The 22,176-nt window shown below is 70.7% G+C and carries 23 protein-coding genes and 1 tRNA gene; 11 read left to right on the plus strand and 13 right to left on the minus strand.

All coding sequences use genetic code 11. The features are described from left to right. Positions 1-48 precede the first annotated feature (48 nt). Positions 49-2,184: an AAA family ATPase gene (locus ACIHFD_RS25130; RefSeq protein WP_397368926.1), complete on the plus strand. Its 2,136-nt coding sequence runs from the start codon at positions 49-51 to the stop codon at positions 2,182-2,184. A gap of 10 nt (positions 2,185-2,194) precedes the next feature. On the opposite strand, the gene ACIHFD_RS25135 is transcribed toward ACIHFD_RS25130, so the two are convergent. Further along, positions 2,195-2,281, minus strand: a tRNA-Ser gene (locus tag ACIHFD_RS25135). 51 nt (positions 2,282-2,332) lie between these two features. On the opposite strand from ACIHFD_RS25135, the gene ACIHFD_RS25140 reads away from it, so the two are divergent. Continuing rightward, the gene (locus tag ACIHFD_RS25140; protein ID WP_350732439.1) at positions 2,333-2,659 is read left to right on the plus strand and encodes an STAS domain-containing protein; all 327 of its coding nucleotides are present in this window, start codon (positions 2,333-2,335) and stop codon (positions 2,657-2,659) included. 25 nt (positions 2,660-2,684) lie between these two features. Here the strand turns inward: ACIHFD_RS25140 and ACIHFD_RS25145 are convergent, their stop codons facing one another. From ACIHFD_RS25145 to ACIHFD_RS25170, 6 genes are read right to left on the minus strand one after another with little or no spacing between them, the layout of a single operon-like run. Beyond that, a complete protein-coding gene (locus tag ACIHFD_RS25145; protein WP_364263155.1) occupies positions 2,685-3,530 on the minus strand; it encodes an NUDIX domain-containing protein in 846 nt (281 codons plus the stop codon). 11 nt (positions 3,531-3,541) lie between these two features. Further along, positions 3,542-4,282, minus strand: a complete 741-nt coding sequence (locus ACIHFD_RS25150) for a M15 family metallopeptidase (protein ID WP_397368927.1) — start codon at positions 4,280-4,282, stop codon at positions 3,542-3,544. 29 nt (positions 4,283-4,311) lie between these two features. Further along, entirely contained in the window at positions 4,312-4,788 is a 477-nt protein-coding gene (locus tag ACIHFD_RS25155; RefSeq protein WP_355203098.1) for a universal stress protein, read from the minus strand. Positions 4,789-4,801: 13 nt separating this feature from the next. After that, entirely contained in the window at positions 4,802-5,038 is a 237-nt protein-coding gene (locus ACIHFD_RS25160; protein WP_397368928.1) for a hypothetical protein, read from the minus strand. Then, on the minus strand, positions 5,035-5,448 hold the full coding sequence (locus tag ACIHFD_RS25165; protein ID WP_397368929.1) for a hypothetical protein: 414 nt from the start codon (positions 5,446-5,448) through the stop codon (positions 5,035-5,037). The genes ACIHFD_RS25160 and ACIHFD_RS25165 overlap by 4 nt, the downstream gene beginning before the upstream one ends. Beyond that, positions 5,445-7,253: an MDR family MFS transporter gene (locus tag ACIHFD_RS25170; RefSeq protein WP_397368930.1), complete on the minus strand. Its 1,809-nt coding sequence runs from the start codon at positions 7,251-7,253 to the stop codon at positions 5,445-5,447. Before ACIHFD_RS25170 ends, ACIHFD_RS25165 begins: the two co-directional genes overlap by 4 nt. A 97-nt stretch (positions 7,254-7,350) precedes the next feature. Between ACIHFD_RS25170 and ACIHFD_RS25175 the strand changes: the two genes are divergently transcribed. From ACIHFD_RS25175 to ACIHFD_RS25185, 3 genes are all read left to right on the plus strand, one after another. Beyond that, positions 7,351-7,908 (plus strand): TetR family transcriptional regulator, encoded by a 558-nt coding sequence (locus ACIHFD_RS25175; RefSeq protein WP_350732453.1) that lies wholly within the window; start codon positions 7,351-7,353, stop codon positions 7,906-7,908. 139 nt (positions 7,909-8,047) lie between these two features. After that, positions 8,048-9,388 carry a glycoside hydrolase family 6 protein gene (locus ACIHFD_RS25180; protein WP_397368931.1) on the plus strand — a complete coding sequence of 447 codons (1,341 nt, stop codon included), beginning with the start codon at positions 8,048-8,050 and terminating at the stop codon, positions 9,386-9,388. Positions 9,389-9,495: 107 nt separating this feature from the next. After that, complete coding sequence (locus tag ACIHFD_RS25185; RefSeq protein ID WP_397368932.1) at positions 9,496-10,476, plus strand: LLM class flavin-dependent oxidoreductase; 981 nt, start codon at positions 9,496-9,498, stop codon at positions 10,474-10,476. Positions 10,477-10,566: 90 nt separating this feature from the next. Here ACIHFD_RS25185 and ACIHFD_RS25190 read toward each other — a convergent pair whose 3' ends face one another. Together ACIHFD_RS25190 and ACIHFD_RS25195 are read right to left on the minus strand one after the other, a co-directional pair. Further along, positions 10,567-10,968 (minus strand): hypothetical protein, encoded by a 402-nt coding sequence (locus ACIHFD_RS25190; RefSeq protein ID WP_350732458.1) that lies wholly within the window; start codon positions 10,966-10,968, stop codon positions 10,567-10,569. Between the two features lie 40 nt (positions 10,969-11,008). Next, complete coding sequence (locus ACIHFD_RS25195; RefSeq protein ID WP_363977370.1) at positions 11,009-11,752, minus strand: PAS domain S-box protein; 744 nt, start codon at positions 11,750-11,752, stop codon at positions 11,009-11,011. Between the two features lie 77 nt (positions 11,753-11,829). Here ACIHFD_RS25195 and ACIHFD_RS25200 point away from each other — a divergent pair, with 77 nt between their 5' ends. Beyond that, on the plus strand, positions 11,830-12,108 hold the full coding sequence (locus ACIHFD_RS25200) for a hypothetical protein (RefSeq protein ID WP_350732462.1): 279 nt from the start codon (positions 11,830-11,832) through the stop codon (positions 12,106-12,108). Between the two features lie 3 nt (positions 12,109-12,111). Here the strand turns inward: ACIHFD_RS25200 and ACIHFD_RS25205 are convergent, their stop codons facing one another. After that, positions 12,112-14,340, minus strand: coding sequence for an alpha/beta fold hydrolase (locus ACIHFD_RS25205; RefSeq protein ID WP_397368933.1), 2,229 nt, complete (start codon positions 14,338-14,340; stop codon positions 12,112-12,114). Further along, complete coding sequence (locus ACIHFD_RS25210) at positions 14,337-15,242, minus strand: ABC transporter ATP-binding protein (protein ID WP_397368934.1); 906 nt, start codon at positions 15,240-15,242, stop codon at positions 14,337-14,339. The genes ACIHFD_RS25205 and ACIHFD_RS25210 overlap by 4 nt, the downstream gene beginning before the upstream one ends. A 135-nt stretch (positions 15,243-15,377) precedes the next feature. Between ACIHFD_RS25210 and ACIHFD_RS25215 the strand changes: the two genes are divergently transcribed. The 4 genes from ACIHFD_RS25215 (at position 15,378) to ACIHFD_RS25230 (ending at position 19,107) form a co-directional block, all read left to right on the plus strand. Then, positions 15,378-16,511 carry a histidine kinase gene (locus ACIHFD_RS25215; protein WP_397368935.1) on the plus strand — a complete coding sequence of 378 codons (1,134 nt, stop codon included), beginning with the start codon at positions 15,378-15,380 and terminating at the stop codon, positions 16,509-16,511. Next, positions 16,496-17,146: a response regulator gene (locus ACIHFD_RS25220; RefSeq protein WP_397368936.1), complete on the plus strand. Its 651-nt coding sequence runs from the start codon at positions 16,496-16,498 to the stop codon at positions 17,144-17,146. Before ACIHFD_RS25215 ends, ACIHFD_RS25220 begins: the two co-directional genes overlap by 16 nt. Before the next feature lie 92 nt (positions 17,147-17,238). Beyond that, entirely contained in the window at positions 17,239-18,270 is a 1,032-nt protein-coding gene (locus ACIHFD_RS25225; protein ID WP_397368937.1) for an aldo/keto reductase, read from the plus strand. A 51-nt stretch (positions 18,271-18,321) separates the two neighbouring features. Then, complete coding sequence (locus ACIHFD_RS25230) at positions 18,322-19,107, plus strand: MerR family transcriptional regulator (protein WP_397368938.1); 786 nt, start codon at positions 18,322-18,324, stop codon at positions 19,105-19,107. Positions 19,108-19,120: 13 nt separating this feature from the next. On the opposite strand, the gene ACIHFD_RS25235 is transcribed toward ACIHFD_RS25230, so the two are convergent. After that, complete coding sequence (locus ACIHFD_RS25235; RefSeq protein WP_397368939.1) at positions 19,121-19,792, minus strand: macro domain-containing protein; 672 nt, start codon at positions 19,790-19,792, stop codon at positions 19,121-19,123. A 205-nt stretch (positions 19,793-19,997) separates the two neighbouring features. Here ACIHFD_RS25235 and ACIHFD_RS25240 point away from each other — a divergent pair, with 205 nt between their 5' ends. After that, positions 19,998-21,653, plus strand: a complete 1,656-nt coding sequence (locus ACIHFD_RS25240; RefSeq protein WP_397368940.1) for an ADP-ribosyltransferase domain-containing protein — start codon at positions 19,998-20,000, stop codon at positions 21,651-21,653. Positions 21,654-21,766: 113 nt separating this feature from the next. On the opposite strand, the gene ACIHFD_RS25245 is transcribed toward ACIHFD_RS25240, so the two are convergent. After that, positions 21,767-22,159: a hypothetical protein gene (locus ACIHFD_RS25245; RefSeq protein ID WP_350732479.1), complete on the minus strand. Its 393-nt coding sequence runs from the start codon at positions 22,157-22,159 to the stop codon at positions 21,767-21,769. Between the last annotated feature and the right edge of the window lie 17 nt (positions 22,160-22,176).

The following is a 22,176-nucleotide window of genomic DNA, read 5'->3' on the forward strand; positions in this document are numbered from 1 at the left end:
TCTGCAAGGTATTTGCTGCCCCTTTAGACCCACCCGAGGGGGAACACGGTGGCAAGACACGATCGAGAGGAATCGCTCGAGGAGCAGCTGGCGTGGCTCGACGCGATCAAGGAGACGGAGGAGGCCCCCGTCTCTGTGAGCGCCTCGACCGCGGCTGCCGACGAGTCGGTCGCCTCGCCGTACCCCCAGGACCCGTGGCGGATGGTCCCCACGCAGCCCGACACGCCGACGCCGCCGCTGTTCCGCGCGGCCGTCGACTCCGTGTACGGCGCCGCGGCGGCCGAGGACCTGCCCGACGGTGAGATGGAGGCCGCGGAGTGGCTCGGCACGGCCAGCGCGGCCACGAAGGAGCCCCCGGCCGCCCCACCGAGCGCCCCGCGCGAAGAGGATCCGTTCCACGCTCCGTTGAAGCCGCTGCCGCGGCCCGACGACACCGACACGTACGCGCTGTCGTTCACCCCGTCCGAGCCGTCGGGGCCGCCGGAGCCATCGGATCAGGAGACACAGGACACGTCCTGGTCGTCCGTGCCCGAGTGGGCCCGGGCGCCTGAGCCGCCCCGCGAGGAGCCGGAGAAGGAGAGCGCCCGAGCGGAAGCCGAGCCTGCCGCGGAGAAGGACGACGAGTCCGCCTCCGAGGAGACCTCTCCGAAGACCGAGCGCCCGCAGTGGTCGGAGCCGTTCGACACCCTCCCGACGATCCAGCCGCCCAAGTGGGCGGAGCCGGCCGCCACGCGGGAAGCCGAGCCCCAGGAGCGGCCGGCGGACGAGCGCGCCGAGCCCGCGTGGCCGAAGGACGAACCCGCGGAGCCGTCGTGGCCCAAGGGCGAGCACACGGAGCCGCCGTGGGTGAAGAACGCGGAGCCGTCGTGGTCGACGGACGCCGAGCTGTCATGGCCGAAGGACGCGGAGCCGTCGTGGCCGAAGGCCGAGCCCGCGGAGCCTGAGGAGCGGCGTGAGGAGCGGCCTTCGTGGTCGGAGCCGACTCCGCAGGAACGGTCCTCGTGGTCCGACTCGGCCCCTCAGGAGCGGTCCTCGTGGTCGGAGCCGGCCCAGCAGGAACGGTCCGAGCCGGCCCCGCAGGAGCGGCCCTCCTGGTCGGATCCGGCTCAGCAGGAGGGGCCCCCGCAGCGGACCGAGCAGCACGAGTGGCGTCCCGCGGAGCGCGAGATCCCTCCGCCCGCGGAGCGGCGGCGCCGCCCTGCCCCGATCCCCGTGTTCACCGCATCGCCCAGGCCGCCGATCACCGGCCGTCCGACCGCCGACAGCCTCGACCCGGAGTCCCTGCTACGCGGACGGCGTAACGCCCCCTCCAAGGGCTGGCGCCGCCTGATCTACAAGGCGTCGGGAGGCTGGATCAAGCCGGGCGAACCCCCGGAGGTCCGCCGCCGCCGCCAGCTGGTGAGCAGGGCCCGCACCCCGGTCACCGCCGGCCACCACCGCGTGGCCGTGCTGAGCCTGAAGGGCGGCGTGGGCAAGACCACGACCACGGTCGGTCTCGGCGCCACCCTGGCCCAGGTCCGCGGCGACCGGGTCATCGCCGTGGACGCCAACCCCGACCGCGGCACCCTGTCCGACAAGCTCGTCCTGGAGACCTCGGCCACCGTGCGTGACCTGCTCAACGAGCGTGACCAGGTCAAGCGCTACGTGGACATCAGGGCGTTCACGTCGCAGGCGCCCTCACGGCTGGAGGTGCTCGCCTCCGACCGCGACCCGTCGGTGTCCGAGGCGTTCAGCGGCGCCGACTACCAGGCCGTCTCCCAGGTGCTGGAGAACTTCTACTCGATCTGCATCACCGACTGCGGCACCGGCCTGCTCCATTCCGCGATGGGCGGCGTGCTCGGGCTGGCCGACCAGATCGTGCTGGTCAGCTCCCCGTCCGTGGACGGTGCCAGGGCGGCCTCCGCGACGCTCGACTGGCTGGAGGCCCACCACTACGGCGACCTGGTGAAGAACGCGACCGTGGTGCTGTGCAGCGTGCGGCCGCGCTCGAAGTCGGCGGTGGACATCAAGAAGCTGGAGGCCCACTTCGCCGCCAGGTGCCGCGCGGTGGTCCGGGTGCCGTACGACCCGCATCTGGAGGAGGGCGCGGAGATCGACCTCGACCGGCTGCAGGAGCCGACCAGGGACGCCTACCTGCAGCTCGCCGCCTGCGTGGGCGACGGGTTCGCGGGCATCCGCGAATGAGGGGAGTGAGCGGAGGGTGTGGGATTCGAACCCACGAGGCCATCGCTGACCTGGCCGCTTTCAAGGCGGCTGCACTCGTCCACTATGCGAACCCTCCTGTGCGGAAACCACGATAGCGGCTGCGGTGACAGGGGTGTACGTTCAGGAGGTGGCGGATCTCAACGTCGAGGTGGAGCGCGGCCGATCGGCAGCGCTCGTCCGCCTCGACGGAGATCTGGACAAGCTCACCGCGCCGCAGCTCAAGGAGTGTCTGGGCAAGCTCCTCGCCGAAGGGCTCGTGCGGGTCGACATCGACGCGAAGGCGCTGGAGTTCTGCGACTCCAGCGGCCTGTGGGTGCTCGTGGAGCACCAGCGCCGGGTTACCGCCCAAGCCGGTAGGTTACGCCTGGTCGGAGTCCACGGCGTGCTTCAGCGCGTGCTCGACGTGACGGGCCTGAAAGCGGCCTTCGACGCCGTGCTCGCCGCGGAACGCTGAGGGCAGGTCAGCCGCTGAGGGCAGGTCAGTCGGCCAGCTGCGAGAGCAGCCACTTCGGGCCCACGGTCTCGGCGCCCAGCTCGTGCACGCGTTCCTTCAGCCCCCGGTCCGCGGTGACGACGAGCACCCGTTCCCACGGCTTGGCCAGGCGTACCACGTCGACGATCGCGTCGTCGCCGCTCCCGGTGGCCGCCACCACCTGAACCCCCGGCAGCTCCGGCGCGCTCCTGGCGGCGCCCTCCACGACCGCCACGACGCGCGGATACCACTGCGCCAGCACCGGATGCGTCAGTCTGAGCCGCGACACGGCCTCCAGCAGCCGGGTCGCCGCGCCGAGCCGGTCGCGCCACCAGCCGTGCTCGGCCCGCGCGCCCACGATGTTGGCCACGTCGAGCACGAGGGTCTCCGGCCTGATCTCCCCCTGGATCTCGTCCCAGGTGGCGGCGAAGCCGGGATGCAGCTTCCGGTCGGTCACCTTCGGCAGCGGGAGCCAGCGCATCTCGCTGCTCTCCGCGTTGGCGGGTGCGGCGGCCAGCAGCTCGGACGACGCGGCGATCACCGTCTCGAACGCCCACCCGCCGTGATCGTCGCGGTAGACGCCCTGCACCCGCAGCCCGTCGCCGGCCAGCGCCGCCTCCTCGCGGGCCTCCCGCAGCGCGGAGGCGACGGCGTCCTCGTGGCTGTCGCGGGCCCCGCCCGGCAGCCCCCAGGTGCCGCCGTGGTGGCTCCACCAGGAGCGTTTCTGCATGAGCACGTACGGCGTGCCGAGCTCGTCATGGTGGACGACGAGCAGCCCCGAGGCGCCGTGCAGCCCCCAGTGCCTGTGGCCTTGGGAGCATTCGATCCAGCCGTCCCCGTCCTTAGCCGCCATGGGGGATTCTCTCAGCCTCCGCCCTTGCTGAAATGCTGCAGGTCCCTGGCTCCTGACCAGTAGCCGCCCCACTCCCAACCAACCTGGTCAAAGGCCTTAACTACCTTGTCGCCGGGATTTATTACGCCCTTTCCCTTCATGGGGCGTTTTGTGAACTTTTTGGATGCTTGGTGGGCTGTGCTACCACTTGCGGTGACATATGGGTTCTGGATGGGATTGACGTCTATCGCTTGCCCGTAGGCGTGCTTGGACCAATGAGTGGACCCGGTCGCTTGGCGGCAATTGAAGGCCGAGGTGTTGTTGGCCTCGATCGAGTCGAAGTCGTCACCCTTGTACGCGTCCACCAGCTTCATCCGCTCGATCGGCCAGCGCCAGCCGTACAGCTTCTTGAAGACCGTCACGATGTCGTCGGTGACCGCCTTGTTCACCACCAGCTGCCCGGTGTGCGGCTTGTCGTCGAAGCCCCAGAACGTCATCGTGACCAGCCGCAGGTCGCGGTAGTGGACCGGGCAACCGGGCCGCCACGAGTACGGGAGCTGCTCGCGGGAGAGCCGCGAGATCTTGGCGCTGAAGGCCGGCGGGGCGGTCGAGCCGGGCGCGCCCGTGGTGGGCGACGGCGAGGGCGTGGGCGAGTCGAGGCTCTCGAAAGCGGGAGCGGTCTCCTGGGGGACGGAACCGGTGGCGGCAGGCTTGCTCGTCCCGCACGAAACGGACGCGAGCACCACGAACGCCATGGCGGCAGCACGTTTCATCTCGCCACCATATGCGACGTCCCACCAGCTCAGGGCACTATCAGCACAGTACGGCGAGCTCGTTTCGCCAGCCCGACCGCCACCGAGCCGTGCCAGGAGGAACGCGAGCGTCCCACCACGATGGCGTCGGCCATATATGAGCTGGCCAGCGTCTCCAGCTCGCGCGCCGCGTCACCGCGCATGCTGACGAACTGCCACGGAACGCCCGCGCCTCTCAGCTCGTCCCGCAGATCCTCGGTCAGGTCGGCCGCCGCGTCAGGAATGATCGGCGACCCGGCGAAGAACCACAGCGCGGCGCTGTTGAGCGATTCCACGAAGGCGATGAGCAGCGCCGCGTTGTCCCGCCGGGCGAGCCCGGCCGCGTACGCGAGCGCGTTGCGGCTCGGGCCCGATCCGTCGAAGCCCACCACGAGCAGGCCGGCACCGTCCTTGCCGATCTCGAACTGCCCGGCCGGGAGCCTGCCGGTCAGTGGCTCCCGTCCGGGGTCTGTGTCACCGCCGAACACGGCACGTCTCGCGTTATGAGTCGGCGTGCTTGCCGCGGAGGGCCAGCTCGCGCAGGGCGTCGGCCGCGTAGATCACCAGGGCCACGAACGAGACCGCGGCGACCGAACCCCCGAGCCACAGATCGTTGACCGTCGCGTCGACGTAGGCCGCGCCCCTGCCCTGGTAGCCGACCGCGAACGGCGCGGCGACCAGCCACAGGCCACCGAGGAACAGCAGGACGAGGGCGGAGACGCCCAGCTTGGCCTTCATCGGTTGTCCTCCACTCCGACCAGGGAAGCCTTGCCGTTACGGCGGTGCTCACCCGAGTTGTTCATGTCCTCGCGCAGCGCCTCGACGAGGGGGGCCAGCAGGCTCGCCAGCTCGGCGGACGACGCCTGGGGCGCGACCGGCACGGGCTCCGGCTCCGACTCGGGCTGCCGCTGCCGGACGGCCACGAGGCCCCGTACGACGAGCTCCTCGTGGATGGCCAGCACGAAGCAGATCGCGCCGATGAGCCCCACGACGGCCACGCCGAGGCCGGTGAAGAACTCCGACTGGGTGGTGTTCGTCCAGTCGGCGTCCTCCGGCTGGGAGCCCAGGGCGAAGGGGGCGATCATCAGCCACAGCCCGGCCAGGACGGCCAGGGCGGCCGCGACGGCGCCCACGAACTTGCGAATCACTGTGAGATTCCTCCTGATACGAGGTCTTTCTGCGGGGGTGCGGCCTGCGCGATGAGGGTTCGCGAGGTCGGCCGCAGCACGTTCTTGGCGACGGACCGGGCCCGCTCGCGTTCCGGGCGGTCGTCCGGTGGCGCCATCCTGGCGACCGCGGTGAGCAGGGCGGACGGTTGGCCGTTGGCCCGCTCGACGCGCTGGGCGATCAGCTCGAGCAGCAGCCCGGCCAGGACCAGGTCGTCCTTGCTCAGCGGCGTCGGCGCCGGGGCAGCCGGCGTCGAGGAGCCGCGCAGCGGCAGCTCCTTGAGGAAGATCGTCGCCACGAACCCGAGCAGCGCGATGGGCACGCCCACCATGAACACCGTCTCCAGGCCCCTGGTGAACGCCTCCAGCACGATGTTCTTGATCGGCGTGGGCAGCTGCTGGATGGCGCTCGGGCTGCCGAGCTTGACGTTCGAGCCGCCGGGCAGCGCGATGTGCGCGGCCCTGAGCATGTCGGCTATCTCGTCCTTCAGGCGGTTCGTCAGGATCGCGCCGAAGGCCGCCACGCCGACGGCGCCGCCCAGCGAGCGGAAGAACGACACGCCGGACGTGGTGGAGGCCATGTCACGCAGCTCGGAGCCGTTCTGGGCGGCCAGGATGAGCATCTGCATGGACAGGCCGAGCCCGGTGCCCAGCACCGCCACGTCGAAGCCGATGAGCCATTCGCTGGAGTCCACGTGCAGCCGGGACAGCAGGAACAGTCCGACCGCCACGACCAGCAGGCCCAGGACCGGGAAGATCTTCCACCGGCCGGTCTGGGTGACGATCTTCCCGGAGATCACGCCGGCCAGGAACAGCGCCACCACCATGGGCAGCGTCATCAGGCCGGACTCGGTCGGGCTGAGGCCCTTGACGATCTGCAGGTACTGCGGCAGGTAGATCATCGCGCCGAACATCGCCATGCCGACGAACAGCGAGGCGAGGCCGGTGAGCACGAACGTACGGTTGCGGAACAGCCGCGGCGGCAGGATCGGGTTGCGCGCGGTCCGCTCCGACAGCACCGCCAGGGCCAGCATCAGCAGGCTGAGCGCCGCCAGGAAGTACGTCCAGACCGAGTTCCACTCGAACTCGACGCCGCCCAGCGTCAGCAGCAGCATGAGCGCGCTCGCGCTGGCCGTGATCGTCGTCGCGCCCCAGATGTCGATCGAGGTGCTCCGCTTGATCTTCGGCAGCTTCAGCACCTTCTGGATCACGATGAAGGACACCAGGGCGAACGGCACCACGACGTAGAAGCACCAGCGCCAGCCGAGCCAGTCGGTGTCCACCAGGAACCCGCCGAGCAGCGGCCCCGCGACCGTGGAGATCCCGAAGACCGCCCCCATGTAGCCGGAGTAGCGGCCACGCTCGCGGGGGGACACGATGTCGCCCAGGATCACCTGCGCGAGCGCCGACAGACCACCCACGCCAAGGCCCTGTACGGCCCGCGCCGCGATGAGCTGCCCCATGTTCTGCGACAGACCGGCCACCAGCGAGGCCGCGACGAACAGCCCGAGCGCGGTCTGGAAGAGCAGCTTCCGCCCGAACACGTCGGACAGCTTGCCCCACAACGGCGTGGACACCGTCATGGTCAGCATGGTCGCGGAGGCGACCCATGAGTACTGGTCCTGACCGCCCAGCTCACCCACGATCGTCGGCAGCGCCGTGCCCACCACCGAGGTCGAGATCATCGACGTGAGCATGGCGAGCATCAGCCCGGACATGACCTCGAGGATTTCGCGGTGGGTGTACTGCCGCCTCGCGGGGGCTGCGGCCTGAGCATGCGCCACCAAGGCTTCATCATCCCCTTACTACAGTTTTGCGAACTTGAGTATACGCCCGTTTACTAGCCGCGCGGCAAGTGGGGGTGCGTTCAGTAGAGTTCGGTGTGTGGATGCTCAGCTGTCTGAGGCCAGGCCCCGCGACCGCGAGGCCACTCGCGAGCGGATCCTTCGTGCGGCCCGCACGCTCTTCGGCGAGCAGGGGTACGAGCGCGTGACCGTTCGCATGATCGCCGCTGCCGCGGACGCCAACATCGCCCTGGTCGGCCGCTACTTCGGCTCCAAGGCCGGCCTCTTCGGCGCAGTCCTGGACGGGGAGCCGACCATAAGGGACCTGTTCGGCGGCGACCGCGGGAGCCTGCCGCGCCGCCTGGCGGAATATGCGGCCGAGCGCATGGAGCACCCGCCGGAGAGCCCGATCCTGCGCACCCTCGAACGCTCCGCCGGCGATCCGGATATCCAGGCCGTGGCCCGCGAGCGCCTGATCACGGCGCTGCTCGACCCGCTCGAGGAGCAACTGGGCGGCCCGGACGCCCACGCCAGGGCCCGCATGGCCACGGCGGTCTTCCTCGGCATCGGCGCCATGCGCCGCCGCCTCGGCCCCGAGGCGCCCAGCCCGGCCGACGTCGACCGGCTGACCGCGGTCTTCGAGGCCTGTCTGCGCTGAAAGTTTCACCCCCTGTCAAGGGTCTGGCCTGGGAAGACGTGGATGGCAGCGATCGGATGTCTTTGAGCGGGCACTGACGGTTACCTACGATCCGGGGAGCTGGTGGGAGCGCTCCCACATGACGGACGGAGTGAATTTCATGTCTCGCAGAAGGCCCGTCCTGGCGGTGCTCCTCTCGGCGGCCGCCATGGCCGCGGCGGGGGCGATCGTCCTGTCCTCATCCACCGCCGCGGCCGCCGACTCCGCTTTCTACGTGGATCCGCAGACGAACGCGGCCAAATGGGTCGCCGCGAACCCCAACGACAGCCGCACCCAGGTGATCAGGGACCGGATCGCCGCCGTGCCCCAGGGCCGGTGGTTCGCCACGTACAACCCCGCCACCGTGCGCAGCCAGGTCGACGCGTACGTCGGCGCCGCCGCCTCGGCGGGCAAGATCCCGATCATGGTCGTGTACGACATGCCGAACCGCGACTGCGGCGGCGCGAGCGCGGGCGGCGCGCCGGACCACGCGTCGTACCGGGCCTGGATCGACCAGATCGCGGCCGGTCTCGGCGGCCGGCCCGCCACGATCGTGCTGGAGCCGGACGCGCTGGCGATCATGACGAACTGCATGAACGCCTCGCAGCAGGCCGAGGTCAAGGCGTCCATGGCGTACGCCGGGAAGAAGTTCAGGGGGACGTCGTCGCAGGTCAAGGTCTATTTCGACATCGGACACGATGCCTGGCTGTCCGCCTCGGAGGCCGCGTCCAGGCTGACCGGCGCGGACGTGGCCAACAGCGCCGACGGCATCGCCGTCAACACCTCCAACTACCGCGCCACCTCGGGCCTGGTGTCGTACGCGAAGAGCATCATCGCGGCGACCGGCGTGTCCAGGCTGAAGGCGGTCGTCGACACCAGCCGCAACGGCAACGGGCCGCAGGGCAGCGAGTGGTGCGACCCGGCGGGCCGCGCCACGGGCATCTGGAGCACCACGAACACGGGTGACTCGGCCGTCGCCGCCTACCTCTGGGTCAAGCCGCCCGGCGAGGCGGACGGGTGCATCGCGAGCGCGGGACAGTTCGTGCCGCAGCGGGCCTACGACCTGGCCGTCGCCGCCCCGCCGCCCACCGTCGGCCCGACCGTCACTCCGACCGTGACGCCCACGGTCACCCCCACCGTGACGCCGACCACCGGCCCTGCGGGATGCGCGGCCACGTACAAGGTGACGAGTCAATGGCAGGGCAGCTTCCAGGGTGAGGTCACCGTGAAGAACACGGGCTCGGCCGCCATCGCCGGCTGGAAGGTCGGCTGGACGTTCCCGAACGGGCAGACGATCACGCAGCTCTGGAACGGCAACCTCTCGGGCAGCGGCACCGTCACCGTGACGAACCTCAACTGGAACGGCGCCCTCGGGGCCGGAGCGAGCACCACGTTCGGCTTCGTCGCCAACTGGAACGGCCAGAACGGCGTCCCTTCACCGGTGACCTGTACGACCTCATGAGACTCGATGGGCCCCTGCGCCCGCCAGGGGCCCATCGGTGAAATAACGGCGCCTTCGCGGCTGTTGTCCACAGCCAGGTCGAACCGCTCTGCGAAAGGCGCGTACTCATGACTCTGCCGCTGTCCATCCTTGATCTGGCGATCATCGGCGAGGGCGAGACGGCGGCGGACAGCTTCGCCGCCAGCGTGGCCCTGGCCCAGCGGGCCGAGGACCTGGGCTACCGGCGGATCTGGTACGCCGAGCACCACAACATGGCCAGCATCGCCTCCTCGGCGACCAGCGTGCTCATCGCCCACGTCGCCGCCCACACCCGGACGATCCGCCTCGGGGCGGGCGGCGTCATGCTCCCGAACCACGCCCCGCTGACCATCGCCGAGCAGTTCGGCACCCTCGAAACCCTGCATCCGGGACGCATCGACCTGGGCCTCGGCCGCGCGCCGGGCAGCGACCAGCAGACCATGCGCGCCCTGCGCCGCACCCCGTCGGCCGCCGACACGTTCCCGCAGGACGTCCTGGAGCTGCAGGGTTACCTGTCGGGTGAGTCCCGGATCCCGGGCGTGGACGCCACGCCGGGCAAGGGCACGAACGTCCCGCTCTACGTCCTCGGGTCCTCGCTGTTCGGGGCTCAGCTCGCCGCCGCGCTGGGGCTCCCGTACGCGTTCGCCTCGCACTTCGCCCCGGCCGCCCTGGAGGAGGCCGTGGCGCTCTACCGGCGTGACTTCCAGCCGTCGGCGCAGCTCGACCGGCCCCATGTCATCGCCGCGCTCAACGTGATCGCGGCGGACACGTCGGAGGAGGCGCAGGAGGAGTTTCTGGCCTCGAAGCGGCTGAGGGTGAGCAGGTTCCTGGGGCGGGGGCGCACGTTCACGACCGAGGAGGCGGACATGATCCTCGAGTCGCCGGCCGGGCAGCAGATCGTGCAGATGGCCAAGTATTCGGCGGTCGGGGACGCGGCGGAGGTCAAGGAGTATGTCGACCGGTTCGCCAAGCTCGCCGACGCCGATGAGCTGATCGTCGCCTTCTCGGCCGCCGACAGGAAGGTCTGGCTGCGCTCGGCGGAACTGCTGGCCGAGGCACACGGGCTCTGATCAACAGGGGCGGCGGCGGAGGAGGCGGGCGGGGGGAGCCCGATCGTTCGGCCTTGAGATGGTCGGCGGTCAGCATCGAGGGCCGGTCTTCTATCCTTCGCCGAGCAGGCGTCTGCGCAAGTATGGGCCGGTGGCCTCGGACGTGGGCACGGGAGCCATCCCCGCGGCGATGAGCTGGGCGCGCAGGGCGACGACGGTGCGTTCGAGCGCGCGGATCTGGGCCTGGAGCTGGCCGATCTGGTCGCGCATCGCCGTGGTCGTGCTCTGCTCGCCGATCAGGTCGGTGCTGAGCTGGGAGGCTTGATTCTGCACCCTGCTCAGCTGTTTCTCCATCTGGCTGAGCGCGTCCTCGTAGATCGTCTTCGCTCTGAGGAAGGCCTCGGCGTCCACCTTGGAGCGTTCTAACTCGGCTTGGCGCTCGGCCTGGAGGATGGCGGTCTGCTGGGTCTTCTTGTTGGCGTCGGTGGCGGAGCGGAAGGCCAGGTATGCCACGCCGAGCGGGACGATCCCGACGGCGACCTGGATGAGGATGTCAGTCAGCGTGGCCTCCTTCCACTGGGCGTATCACGCCGGTGTACGTGATCCCGTCGTCGCTGTGCCAGGCGTTGACGGTCAGCGCGATGGCGAACTCCGTGCCGTCGCGGCGTAGGCCGACCAGCGGAATGATCCGACCGGCCAGCTCGGAGTGGCCGTTGACGCGGACCTTGGTCAGCCCCATGTCGTGCCTGTCGCGGAAACGCGCCGGCATGAGCATCGTCAACGGCCGCCCGACCGCCTCGTCGGTGCTCCAGCCGAACATGGTGGCGGCCTGCGGATTCCAGGACTGGATGATCCCGGCGGCGTTGGCGACGATCACCGCCGAGCCGGAGCCCGGGAGCCGGTCGAGCGTGACGGCCTCCGGCCAGGTCGCGATCAGCGTGATCCAGCCGCCGAACGCCAGCCACACCGCACCCCCGACCCAGCCTCGCGGATTGTCACCGGTGAACGTCGAGGCCAGGAACACCAGGCCGTACAGGAGGACCAGCGCGGTGGCGGCGGCGAAGGCCATCCGGTCGGAGCGCAGGAACATCTGCACCAGGCACAGCACGCCGGTGGCGAGCCAGAGCACCGCCCAGACGTCAAGCGGCGCGATGGAGGCCAGCACGGCATAGGAGGGGGTGGCACGCTGGCTCGCCGGCGCGAAGGCCAGCGAGGCGGCGATGGCCAGAGATAACAGGCCGACGAACGCCAGGGACGCGCCGCGCCGCCCGATCCGCCGGAGGACTCTGTTACTCACGGTGGCAAGACTAATGCAGCCGGTTAATGTTTCGGGGGATTGTCAGCCGAGAGCCGAAGCGCAGGCACAATGAGGCCATGCCAGGCTTCGAGAGGCTCACTGTCGAGGAAGCACGCACCCTCACCCGCGCCGAGCTCCTGCCGCGGATCGAGGAGGAGCAGAAGTACTGGTACGAGCGCATTCACCGCTGCCAGATGAAGCCGGGTGACGACGAGGCGTTCAGGGCCTTCAACCGGATCCTGCACGTCACCGCCGACCTCGGCCGCACCCACGACGACACCGAGGCCCTCCTCCAGAGCAGGTCCCTCGACGAGGACTACTGGCGTAAACCCCTCGGCGAGCTGGGCCTGCTCTGAGGCTCATGCCGGGGGCCGGCAGATGGTGCCCCTCGCGGGGAGGCGCAGGCTGGTCAGATAGCGGTTGACGTGGGCGATGATGCAGGAATCGCCGCTGTTGTACAGGCCGTGGCCGTTCCCCTCGTAGCGGACCGCGGCCGAGCCGGGCACCCGCCGTACGATGTCCGCGGCCCCGTCGAAGTCCGTCCAGGAGCCGACGCCCAGGTAGGGCGGCAACCCCTCGGCAGGCAGCGGCGCGGGCGGGTTGGTGACCGGGGCCGGCCAGCCGACGCAGGCGAGCGGGTGCCACAGCTCGGTCCCGGCGAGGTTCGGCAGCAGGCGCTCACCCAAGCGGCGCCTCTTCTGGTACTCCTCGTAGTCGCGGAATCCCATGCCGTCGAGGCAGTGGGTCATGTTCACCCCGGTGTACGAGGGGACCTTCAGGCTTTTCGTGCTCTGCCGGACATAGTCGGCGAACCCTGAGGCGTCACCGGCGGCGGCCCGCTTGATCGCTTCGGCGAGCTCCTTCCACCGGGAGTACTCGGGCTTCGGACCCGGTGAGATGACGCTGGGGGCGGCGGCCTCCTTGATGTCGAACCCGCTGTAGGCGGTCCGCTCTCCCCTGACCGGCACAGGGGAGCGGTCGGCCCGCGCCACCAGCGCCCGCCAGACCTCGCCGACGTCCTGGCCATGCAGCGCGCAGGCGGTGGTCGCCGCGCACCAGGCCGCGAAGCGGGCGAAGGATTCCTCATGTGGGAGCCTGCCCTGCGCGCGGTCCTCATAGGGGTTCGCCGGGCCGTCGAACACCATCGCGCGCACCCGGCCGGGGAACAGCCGGGAGTAGGCGATCGCGGGGACGCCGCCGTAGGAGTTGGCGATGAAGCTCAGCTTCTCCTCTCCCAGCGCGACGCGGATCGCCTCCATGTCCCGCGCCACGGAGGCCGAATCCATGTGGTCGAAGAGCTCTGGATCGGCGGCGCGGCATCGCTCAGCCGCCGCCCGGTTGCGCCTGCCCAGCTCGGCGTACTCGGCGCGGGTCTCGGGCCAGGTGATCCACGGGCCGGAGGCGAGGCAGTCGTACGGCAGCACGCCCTTGTCGATGGTGTTGCGGGGCTCGACGCTGACCACGTCGAAACGGTTCCGCAGCTCGGCGAAGCTGCCCGCCGCAGTGCTCAGGTCCTTGACGCCCGAGCCGCCGGGGCCGCCGGGGATCGCGAACACCGTGCCGATCCGGCGTTCGGCGCCGGTCGCGGGCAGCATGCCGACGGTCAGCCGGATCTTCCGCCCGGACGGCCTGGCCCAGTCCACCGGCACCTCGATCGAGGCGCACCGCATGTCCTTGGAGGCGTCCTTACAGGCCGCCCAGGCCAGTGACGACGGGCCGGAGCCCGGCGAACCGGCCGCGGCGGCGGGCACCGCCGACACCAGGACGGCGGCGGCCGTTCCCACCACCAGCGCCTTGATCCTGCGCCCCTTCAACGCGATCGTCACCGCGCCCGCCGTCAGCGCGGCGACCACGTACGCGACCAGCAGTCCCGCCGCCGCGGCAGGCGGCAGGATCCCGCCGCCGACCCCCGCGATCTGGAGCGGCAGGTTCTCGATCATGAACGAGGCGGCCTGGGCGCGCAGCGGCATGGGCAGCGTCCTGGCCACCACCGGCAGCACCACGATGATCACGATCAGCGCGACCAGGGCGCCGGGGGTAGAGCGGACGGCGGCCCCGACGCCGAGTCCGATCAGCGCGACCGCGGCCATCGACAACCCGGCGAGCACCACCGAGGCGAGCACGCCCGGCTCCGACAGCGACGTGCCCAGCGTCTGCCCGTCGCGGAGCAGCTGCCCGGCCCGGTCGCCGAGCACCGCCATGGCCGCCGCGTGCATGCCGAACGCCAGGACCTGCCCCGCCACCAGCGCGACCACGGCCAGTCCCGGAACCTTGGCCAGCAGCAGCGCCTGCCGGCGCGGCACGGCCACCAGGCTCGTCTGAATCATCCCGGTGCTGTACTCCGAGGTGATCGCGAGCGCGCCCAGCGCCGCGAACACGAAGTAGGCGACCGCGAGCCCGTTGCCGAGGCCGTCCCCATTGCCGGGAAAGGCCATCCGCTCATAGAGCGACAGGTTGTCGAACCCGCGCCCGATCATGAACGCCACCGCGGCGCACGCCAGCACGGCCGCCACCGAGCAGGCCAGCAGGTAGAGGTTCGAGCGGAGCGACCGGAGCTTCTGCCACTCCGAAGCGATCACGTCGATCATCGGCCGCCCGCCTTGTACTCGGCGCTGTCCTCGGTGAGCCGTACGAACGCCTCCTCCAGGGACGCGCCACGCGGCGACAGCTCCGCGAGCGCGATCCCCTCGGAGAGCGCGAGCACGCCGATCCGGGCCGCGTCCAGGTCGTGCACCGACAGGGCGCCGTCGTCCTCGAAGGTCACCGCCGCCCCGTGCGCGCGCAGGACGCCGGCGAGCCGCTCCGGGTGCGGCGTACGCACCAGCACGTCGCGCTGGAAGTGCCCGGCCAGGGCCTCCATGTCGGTGTCGGCGATCAGCCGGCCCCGCCCGATGACGACGACGTGGTCGGCGGTGAGCGCCATCTCGTTCATCAGGTGGCTGGACAGCAGCACGGTGCGGCCCTCGGCCGCCAGGGAGCGCAGCAGGTCGCGGAGCCAGCGGATGCCCTCCGGGTCCAGCCCGTTCAGCGGCTCGTCGAGCATCAGCACCCCCGGGTCCCCGAGGAGCGCCGCGCCGATCCCCAGGCGCTGCCGCATGCCGAGCGAGAAGCCGCTGATCCGCTTGCCGGCGACGGCGTTCAGGCCGACCTGGTCGAGGACGGCGGTCACCCGGCGGCGGCCGATGCCGTTGCTGCGGGCCAGGCAGGCGAGGTGCGCGTACGCGCTGCGGCCCCCGTGCACCGCCCCGGCGTCGAGCAGCGCCCCCATCGAGCGCATGGGCCGGCGCAGCGACGCGTACGGGTGGCCGTTCACCAGCGCCTTGCCGGCGGTGGGGACCTCCAGGCCGAGGACGGCGCGCATGGTGGTGGACTTGCCCGCGCCGTTCGGGCCGAGGAAGCCGGTCACCAGCCCCGGTTTCACGGTGAACGTCAGGTCGTCGACGGCGACCTTGTCCCCGTATCTCATGGTCAGTCCGCTCACTTCGATCATGGTCTCCTCCCGGTCGTCCGGCTGACGGCCGCCAGCCTGCCGGTCCGGCGGGCGGATCTCGATGGGGGTGCGCCCACCTACGGAGGTAGGTCTGGGCCTACCGCCTGCGCGCCGCGCGTCGGGCAGACTGCAGGCGTGACCGGGATCCGCCGAGCGTTCGCCGCCGGTGGCGGGCTGTTGCTGAACGCCGCCACGGGCGTGGCCGCGCCGGCGCTGATCGGCATGCTGCTGGTGAGTGTCGTGCTGGTCCCGGTGGCCGGGCTCGGCGTGCCGTTGCTGCGCCGCGCGCTCGCGCTCGTCCGGTCCCTGGCCGGGGTGCAGCGGGCCTGGGCGGTACGCATGCTCGACCCGGGTCCGCGGCCCGCTCCGCACGAGGTCAGTACCTGGCGGGAGCTGGCCTGGCTGGGCGTGCACGCCGTCACGTGGCCGGTCCCCGCGCTCGTCGTCTGGGGGCTGCTGGCCGCCTTCGACTACATGTTCTTCCGGGTACGCGGGATCGAGACGAGCACGCTGAACACGTTCTCCCTCAGCGTCTCCATCGCGGCCATCGCGGTCGTCATCGTGATGTCCCTTCCCCTGCTCACAACCGGACAGGCGCGGCTGTCGGCGCTGCTGCTCCTCCCGGAGGCGACCCCGGCCGCGCGGATCAGGCAGCTGACCGAGTCGCGGGCCGTGGTGGTCGACGCGCAGGCGGCCGAGCTGCGCCGGATCGAACGCGACCTGCACGACGGCGCGCAGGCCAAGCTGATCGCGATCCGGATGAACCTGGGGCTGGCCCGCGACCTCCGCGATCCGGCCCAGGTCCGGATGATGATCGACGAGGCCCGGGAGGTCGCCGGCCAGGCCCTGACCGACCTGCGCGACCTGGTGCGCGGCGTCCACCCTCCGGTGCTGGCCGACCGCGGCCTGGCCGGCGCGGTCGAGGCCGCCGCGCTGCTGTGCCCGGTGCCGGTCGAGGTCGAGATCGACCTGCCGGGCCGCCTGGAGGCGCCGGTCGAGTCCGCGGTCTACTTCGCCACCGCCGAGGCGCTGACCAACGTGGCCAAGCACAGCGGCGCGTCCCGTGCGTGGCTGCGGGTGTCCCACACGGGCGGCCTGCTCCGCGTGGCGGTACGCGACGACGGGCGCGGCGGGGCCGACCGGGCCGCCGGCACCGGCCTGCGCGGCATCGACAGACGCCTGTCCGCCTTCGACGGCCGGCTCGTCCTGCGCAGCCCGTCCGGCGGCCCGACCGAACTCACCATGGAGCTCCCGTGCGCGTTGTCATAGCCGAAGACCTCGCCCTCCTCCGCGACGGCCTGATCCGCCTGCTGACGGCGAGCGGCTTCGAGGTGGCCGCGGCGGTCGACAACGGCCCGATGCTGCTGGACGCGCTGACCCGCGGCCGCCCGGACGTGGCCGTGGTCGACGTACGGCTGCCGCCCGGCTACTCCGACGAGGGGCTGCGCACCGCGCTGGAGGCTCGCCGTCTGGTGCCGGGGCTGCCGGTGCTGATCCTCTCCCAGTACGTGGAGCAGCTGTACGCCCGCGAGCTGCTCTCCGACCGGTCCGGCGGCGTGGGCTACCTGCTCAAGGACCGGATTGGCGACGTCGACCGGTTCGTGGACGCGGTACGCCAGGTCGCCGCGGGCGGCACCGTCATGGACCCCGAGGTGGTCTCGCAGCTGCTGACCCGCCGCAGCCGGGACGAGCCGCTGGGCGGGCTCACGCCGCGGGAGCGGGAGGTGCTGGCGCTGATGGCGGAGGGCCTGTCCAACCTCGCGATCGCCGCCCGTTTCCAGGTCACGGACAAGGCGGTCGGCAAGCACACGAACAACATCTTCGCCAAGCTGGGCCTCCCGCCGGACGACGACCACAACCGCCGGGTGATGGCGGTCCTCACCTACCTGCAGCATGTGACGTAATGGGGGCCCTGTCACACCCCGGAACAGCTCGCCCTCCCATGCGGCGTCCGGCGACGGCACAGTGAGTGTCGACGACCGGAGAGGAGCCATTCATGGAGTACCGACGTCTGGGACGCACCGGCGTCTCGGTCAGCAAGCTGTGCCTCGGGGCCATGATGTTCGGCGACTGGGGCACCAAGGATCACGACGAGAGCATCCGGATCATCCACCGTGCCCTGGATGCCGGGATCAACTTCATCGACACCGCCGACATCTACTCCGACGGCGAGTCCGAGATCATCGTGGGCAAGGCCCTCGCCGGCGGCCGGCGCGACGACGTCGTGCTCGCGAGCAAGGCCCACATGCCCATGGGGGAGGACCCCAACCAGCGCGGCAACTCCCGCCGCTGGATCGTCCGCGAGGTCGAGAACTCGCTGCGGCGGCTGGGCACCGACTGGATCGACCTGTACCAGATCCACCGGTACGACACCGAGACGGACATCGACGAGACCCTCGGCGCGCTCACCGACCTGGTCCGGGCCGGCAAGGTCCGCTACGTCGGCCACTCGACCTGGCCGGTCTCGGCGATCGTGGAGGCCCAGTGGACCGCACGCGAGCGCGGCCGTGAGCGGTTCGTGTGCGAGCAGCCGCCGTACTCGATCCTCACCCGTGGGATCGAGGCCGACACGCTGCCGACGCTCGCGCGCTACGGCATGGGCGTGCTTTCGTACAGCCCGCTGGCCGGCGGCTGGCTGACCGGCCGCTACCGCGCGGGCGCGGACGCGGAGGCGCCGTTCTCCGCGGCTCGCCGGCGCCTGGCCAACCGGTTCGACCTGTCGCTGCCGGAGAACCAGCGCAAGCTGCAGGCCGCCGAACAGCTCGCCGAGCTGGCCGACAAGGCGGGGACGACGCTGGTGGAGCTGGCGATCGCGTTCGTCCTGCGCCACCCCGCCATCACCTCGGCGATCATCGGCCCTCGGACGATGGAGCACCTCGAATCCCAGTTGCCGGCCGCCGACATCGAGCTGCCCGACGACGTACTGGACCGCATCGATGAGATCGTGGCGCCCGGGGTGACCATCAACCCCGCCGACAACGGATGGGTCAGCCCGGCGCTCCTGCCCGCGGCACGGCGCCGGCCCTGATCCGGTGCCGGCGCGCACCGAGGCCCAGGCGGGGTGAGCGATACTGAGCTGATGGCCATCCTCACCGTTGGCCGGGCGGCCGCGCTCGTCGGGGTCAGCGTGAAGACGCTGCACCATTGGGACACGATCGGCCTCGTACGCCCGAGCGGGCGCACCTGGGCCGGATACCGGGTTTACTCCGACGACGACGTCGCCCGGATCCACCGAGTCCTCGTCTACCGGGAGCTGGGATTCCCGCTCGCCGAGATCGGCCGGGTCCTCGACGACCCGGACGTCGACGCGCGCGACCACCTGCGCCGGCAGCGGTCAGAGCTCGTGGAGCGCATCACCCGGCTGCAGAAGATGGTCAGCGCGGTCGACCGCATGCTGGAGGCGTCGAAGAAGGGGATCCGGTTGACCCCGGAGCAGCAGGTGGAGATCTTCGGCGACGACTGGCAGCCCGCCTGGGTCGAGGAGGCGGAGGACCGCTGGGGTGACACCGTGCAGTGGGCACAGTACGCCGAGCGGGCCGCCGCGATGACACCGGAGGACTGGAAGGGCATCGCGGCCACGACCGAAGCTCTGAACGCCGACCTCGCCGGCGCGATGCGCGCCGGCGTCGTGCCCGGCTCCGGCGACGCCGACGCCCTGGCCGAGCGCCACCGCGCGCTGATCTCGACGTACTTCGACTGCACGCACTCGATGCAGGCGTGCATAGGGCGGATGTACGCCGCCGATCCCGGGTTCGCGGAGCACTTCGAGGCGGTCGCACCGGGTCTGGCCGCCTGGCTGCGCGACGTGATCTTCGCGAACGCGAAGGCGCACGGCGTCGACCCGGAGTCCGCGGTCTGGGAGTGACCTCGCCGCAGCGTCAGCCGCGGGGGCTGTCGGTGGGCGGCTTGATCCGGACCCGCTCCTCGGGGCGGCTGTCGATGTCGTCGAGCTGCTCGCGGATCGTCCTGCGCAGGTCGTCGTAGTCCTCGAAGCGGTAGTCGTTGAACAGCGTGTAGCCGGTCCACATCAGGTTGGCGCACACCTTCGGCGGCACCTGGCCCGTCGCCGCGCCCATGCCGACCAGCGCGACCGACGTGATGCTGCCCGGCTCCTTCTCGTTCTGCATGTGGATGGCCTGGAACGCGGCGGCGCACGCCATGGCCACGTTCAGCGTCTCGCTCACGTCCTGCGCCGACTGCACCATCGTCGGCGTCGAGATCAGGAATTTCGGGTTGGTCGCCCCGGACGGCACGCACACGGCACTGCCCACCGGCAGCGACCCGTCGAACCGGTCGCGGATCGCCCGCTGGACGCGTAGCTGGATCCCGGCCCCGAGATGCCGCTTGATGACCGCGTCCACCCCGCCGTCCATCCGCCCGCGGGAGTTGGTCGGGCTGACCCAGGCGTCGGCCTGCTCGGAGACGATCGAGCCCTTGTGGATCTCGACCTCAGGAGTGTCGGCGAACGCGGCCAGCCACTCTTGCACCACCTTCGCGTTGACGTCCACCAGGACCACCTTGAGCGGCGGCTGCACGGGATCGACGGTCATGGCTCACTCCAGGCGAGGGGGATGGACGTTTCCAGCGGACACGAACATACAGCTCCACAACGACAAAACCGGATCTTGCCTGGGATGTGTGAATGATCTCCGCGTATGCGAACGCATCACATTCGGGATCTTCACGCGGCACAATGCCTCCACCTCAGTCCCCTGTGCCGCCACCGGCACGCCTCGCCGACCCGGGAGCCCATCGATGCGCGACGCCAACACCCCCTCGTCACCTGACGCCAACCCCACGTCGCCCGGACCGGATGACGCGAACAGTCCGGATGACCCGCTGGCCTTGGCCGACCTCTTCAAGGGCGGCGGCGAGCCGTGGCTACCGCTCCTGAAGCCGGTCATCGAGGCACAACCGGCCGCCGCCACCTTCATCGGCCCGAACCGCAGCCCCCAGGTCGTACCCGTCCGCGAACTGACCTTCCAGGCGCTCAAGCCCAACCCGCCGCACAAGTGGAAGGTCGTCGTCTTCGGCCAGAACCCGTACCCGCGGGCCGAGAGCGCCACCGGCATCGCGATGTTCGACAACACCTTCCACGACTGGGCCGACAGCCAGTTCGGCAAGGTCATCACCATCCGCTGCATCATCAAGGCGGCGGCGATGTGGAAGCACGGGATCCCCAAGAAGACGCCGATCGCCAACATCCGCGCGCTGCTGAAGCAGCATGACACCGTGCAGCCGCCCGAGTGGTTCCAGGCGATGCTCACGCAGGGCGTGCTGCTGCTGAACGCGGCGCTCACCGCCAGCGGCGACGGGGCCATGGGCACCGACCAGCACACCGCGTTCTGGCGGCCGGTCGTCGAGAAGCTCGTCGAGGAGATCCTCAGGGCCAAGCAGAACGCCGACGAGGCGGACCGGGGCGTGGTGTTCGCGTGGTGGGGGGCGCACGCGCGCAGCCTGAAGGAGGTCGTACTCCGGCTCCAGAAGAAGTACCCCGAGGTCGAGGTCCGGCACATCGACCACCCCAACCCCGCGGCACAGGGCGACATCTTCTGCGACGGGAACCACTTCGCCGACGTGAACGCGGCACTCGCGGCGCTCGGCGCCGACGAGATCGACTGGCTGCCCAGCAAGGGGTGGAACAAGCTCGCCGCGCAAGGGGGCGGGGCGGACGCGGACACCGCCGACCGGATGGGGGCGTTCATCGCGTCCACGATGGAGCTGCACAAGCTCTACCTGGAACGGCTCGCCAGCGTCAAGGACGAGGGCCTGGAACTGCCGGCGATCACCGGCGTGTTCGACACCCCGCTCATGGACTTCCGCGAGGCCGTCTCCCCGGTGGCCAAGCTGCTGTCGGGGCTCGACTGGCACACGGAGCAGTCGTACCGGTTCGGCGAGAAGCAGTCGGCCGGTGCTGTGGATGGCCTGTCGGCCGACGAGATCGCGGCCCTCTACCTCTACACCTGCGAGTCGGCGTTCTACCGGCAGATCAACGCCACCCTGCGCAATCCGGACCGGACCCGCATCGTTCCGTACCTCCCTTACCTGCGGCTCCTGTTCTCGGCCGTGTCGCGCCTCCCGGCCCGCAAGGAACCGCTGTGGCGCGGTGTGTCGCTGGACCTGCGGGCGCAGTACCCGCTCGGCCGGACCGTGACGTGGTGGGGCGTGTCCTCGTGCACGTCGGAACTCGGCGTGGCCCAGGCGTTCCTCGGCCGCCGCGGCAAGCGCACCCTCTTCGAGGTGCACCCCGCCCGGGCCGTCGGCATTCGCAGCTTCTCCGCGTTCACCGGCGAGGAGGAGTTCATCCTGGCGCCGGGAACGCAGCTCAAGGTGACCGACGTCAAGGCGGAGCGCGGCGGCCTGTGCACCGTGACGCTCACCGAACTGGCCGAGCAGCACCTGGTGGCCTGAGCGACTCCGATCACCGAGCGCCCGGCACGCCGCGCCGCCTGCCGGGCCCTCAGCTTTTACGTATGAGAGAGCCACCCGGTGGTCCCGGGTGGCTCGGGGAACGGATGGACCGGTCAGAACACCGTTTCGGCGTTGGCGGAGCGTACGGTCCACGGCGGCCCGCACGTGCCGCGTCCGGTGAACCGGTTCCCGGCGAAGATGATCGGGCTGGCGAACTGGTAACCGTCGGAGCAGGTCACCAGGATCCTGATCGCCCCGGTGAACACCGAGCAGTCGATGTCGATGTAGTACGCCGGGATCGGGACGCTCCGGGAACATGAGTAGGTGGCGGTCAGCGCGGCCCCGCCGTCCTTGCCCTGGGCGTCCTTGAGCGTCGTGGTCGACTGGTCGGTGAACCCTCGTTCGGGCGCCGCGGCGGCCGAACCCGTGTGAAGCGCGACAGAGAACAGCAGCGCCGTGATCGCGGCCAGCACGCCGACGAGCATTCTTCTCGCATGTACTGCCATGTGATCGAACCTTTCGC

Source organism: Nonomuraea sp. NPDC051941 (assembly GCF_044593615.1).

Bases quoted from the DNA above. Each gene is read 5' to 3' on its own strand.
- ACIHFD_RS25180 (WP_397368931.1), top strand. From the start codon at position 8,048: ATGTCTCGCAGAAGGCCCGTCCTGGCGGTGCTCCTCTCGGCGGCCGCC.
- ACIHFD_RS25245 (WP_350732479.1), bottom strand. From the start codon at position 22,159: ATGGCAGTACATGCGAGAAGAATGCTCGTCGGCGTGCTGGCCGCGATC.
- ACIHFD_RS25225 (WP_397368937.1), top strand. From the start codon at position 17,239: ATGGAGTACCGACGTCTGGGACGCACCGGCGTCTCGGTCAGCAAGCTG.
- ACIHFD_RS25210 (WP_397368934.1), bottom strand. From the start codon at position 15,242: ATGATCGAAGTGAGCGGACTGACCATGAGATACGGGGACAAGGTCGCC.
- ACIHFD_RS25160 (WP_397368928.1), bottom strand. From the start codon at position 5,038: ATGAAGGCCAAGCTGGGCGTCTCCGCCCTCGTCCTGCTGTTCCTCGGT.
- ACIHFD_RS25145 (WP_364263155.1), bottom strand. From the start codon at position 3,530: ATGGCGGCTAAGGACGGGGACGGCTGGATCGAATGCTCCCAAGGCCAC.
- ACIHFD_RS25185 (WP_397368932.1), top strand. From the start codon at position 9,496: ATGACTCTGCCGCTGTCCATCCTTGATCTGGCGATCATCGGCGAGGGC.
- ACIHFD_RS25200 (WP_350732462.1), top strand. From the start codon at position 11,830: ATGCCAGGCTTCGAGAGGCTCACTGTCGAGGAAGCACGCACCCTCACC.
- ACIHFD_RS25150 (WP_397368927.1), bottom strand. From the start codon at position 4,282: ATGAAACGTGCTGCCGCCATGGCGTTCGTGGTGCTCGCGTCCGTTTCG.
- ACIHFD_RS25235 (WP_397368939.1), bottom strand. From the start codon at position 19,792: ATGACCGTCGATCCCGTGCAGCCGCCGCTCAAGGTGGTCCTGGTGGAC.
- ACIHFD_RS25240 (WP_397368940.1), top strand. From the start codon at position 19,998: ATGCGCGACGCCAACACCCCCTCGTCACCTGACGCCAACCCCACGTCG.
- ACIHFD_RS25205 (WP_397368933.1), bottom strand. From the start codon at position 14,340: ATGATCGACGTGATCGCTTCGGAGTGGCAGAAGCTCCGGTCGCTCCGC.
- ACIHFD_RS25230 (WP_397368938.1), top strand. From the start codon at position 18,322: ATGGCCATCCTCACCGTTGGCCGGGCGGCCGCGCTCGTCGGGGTCAGC.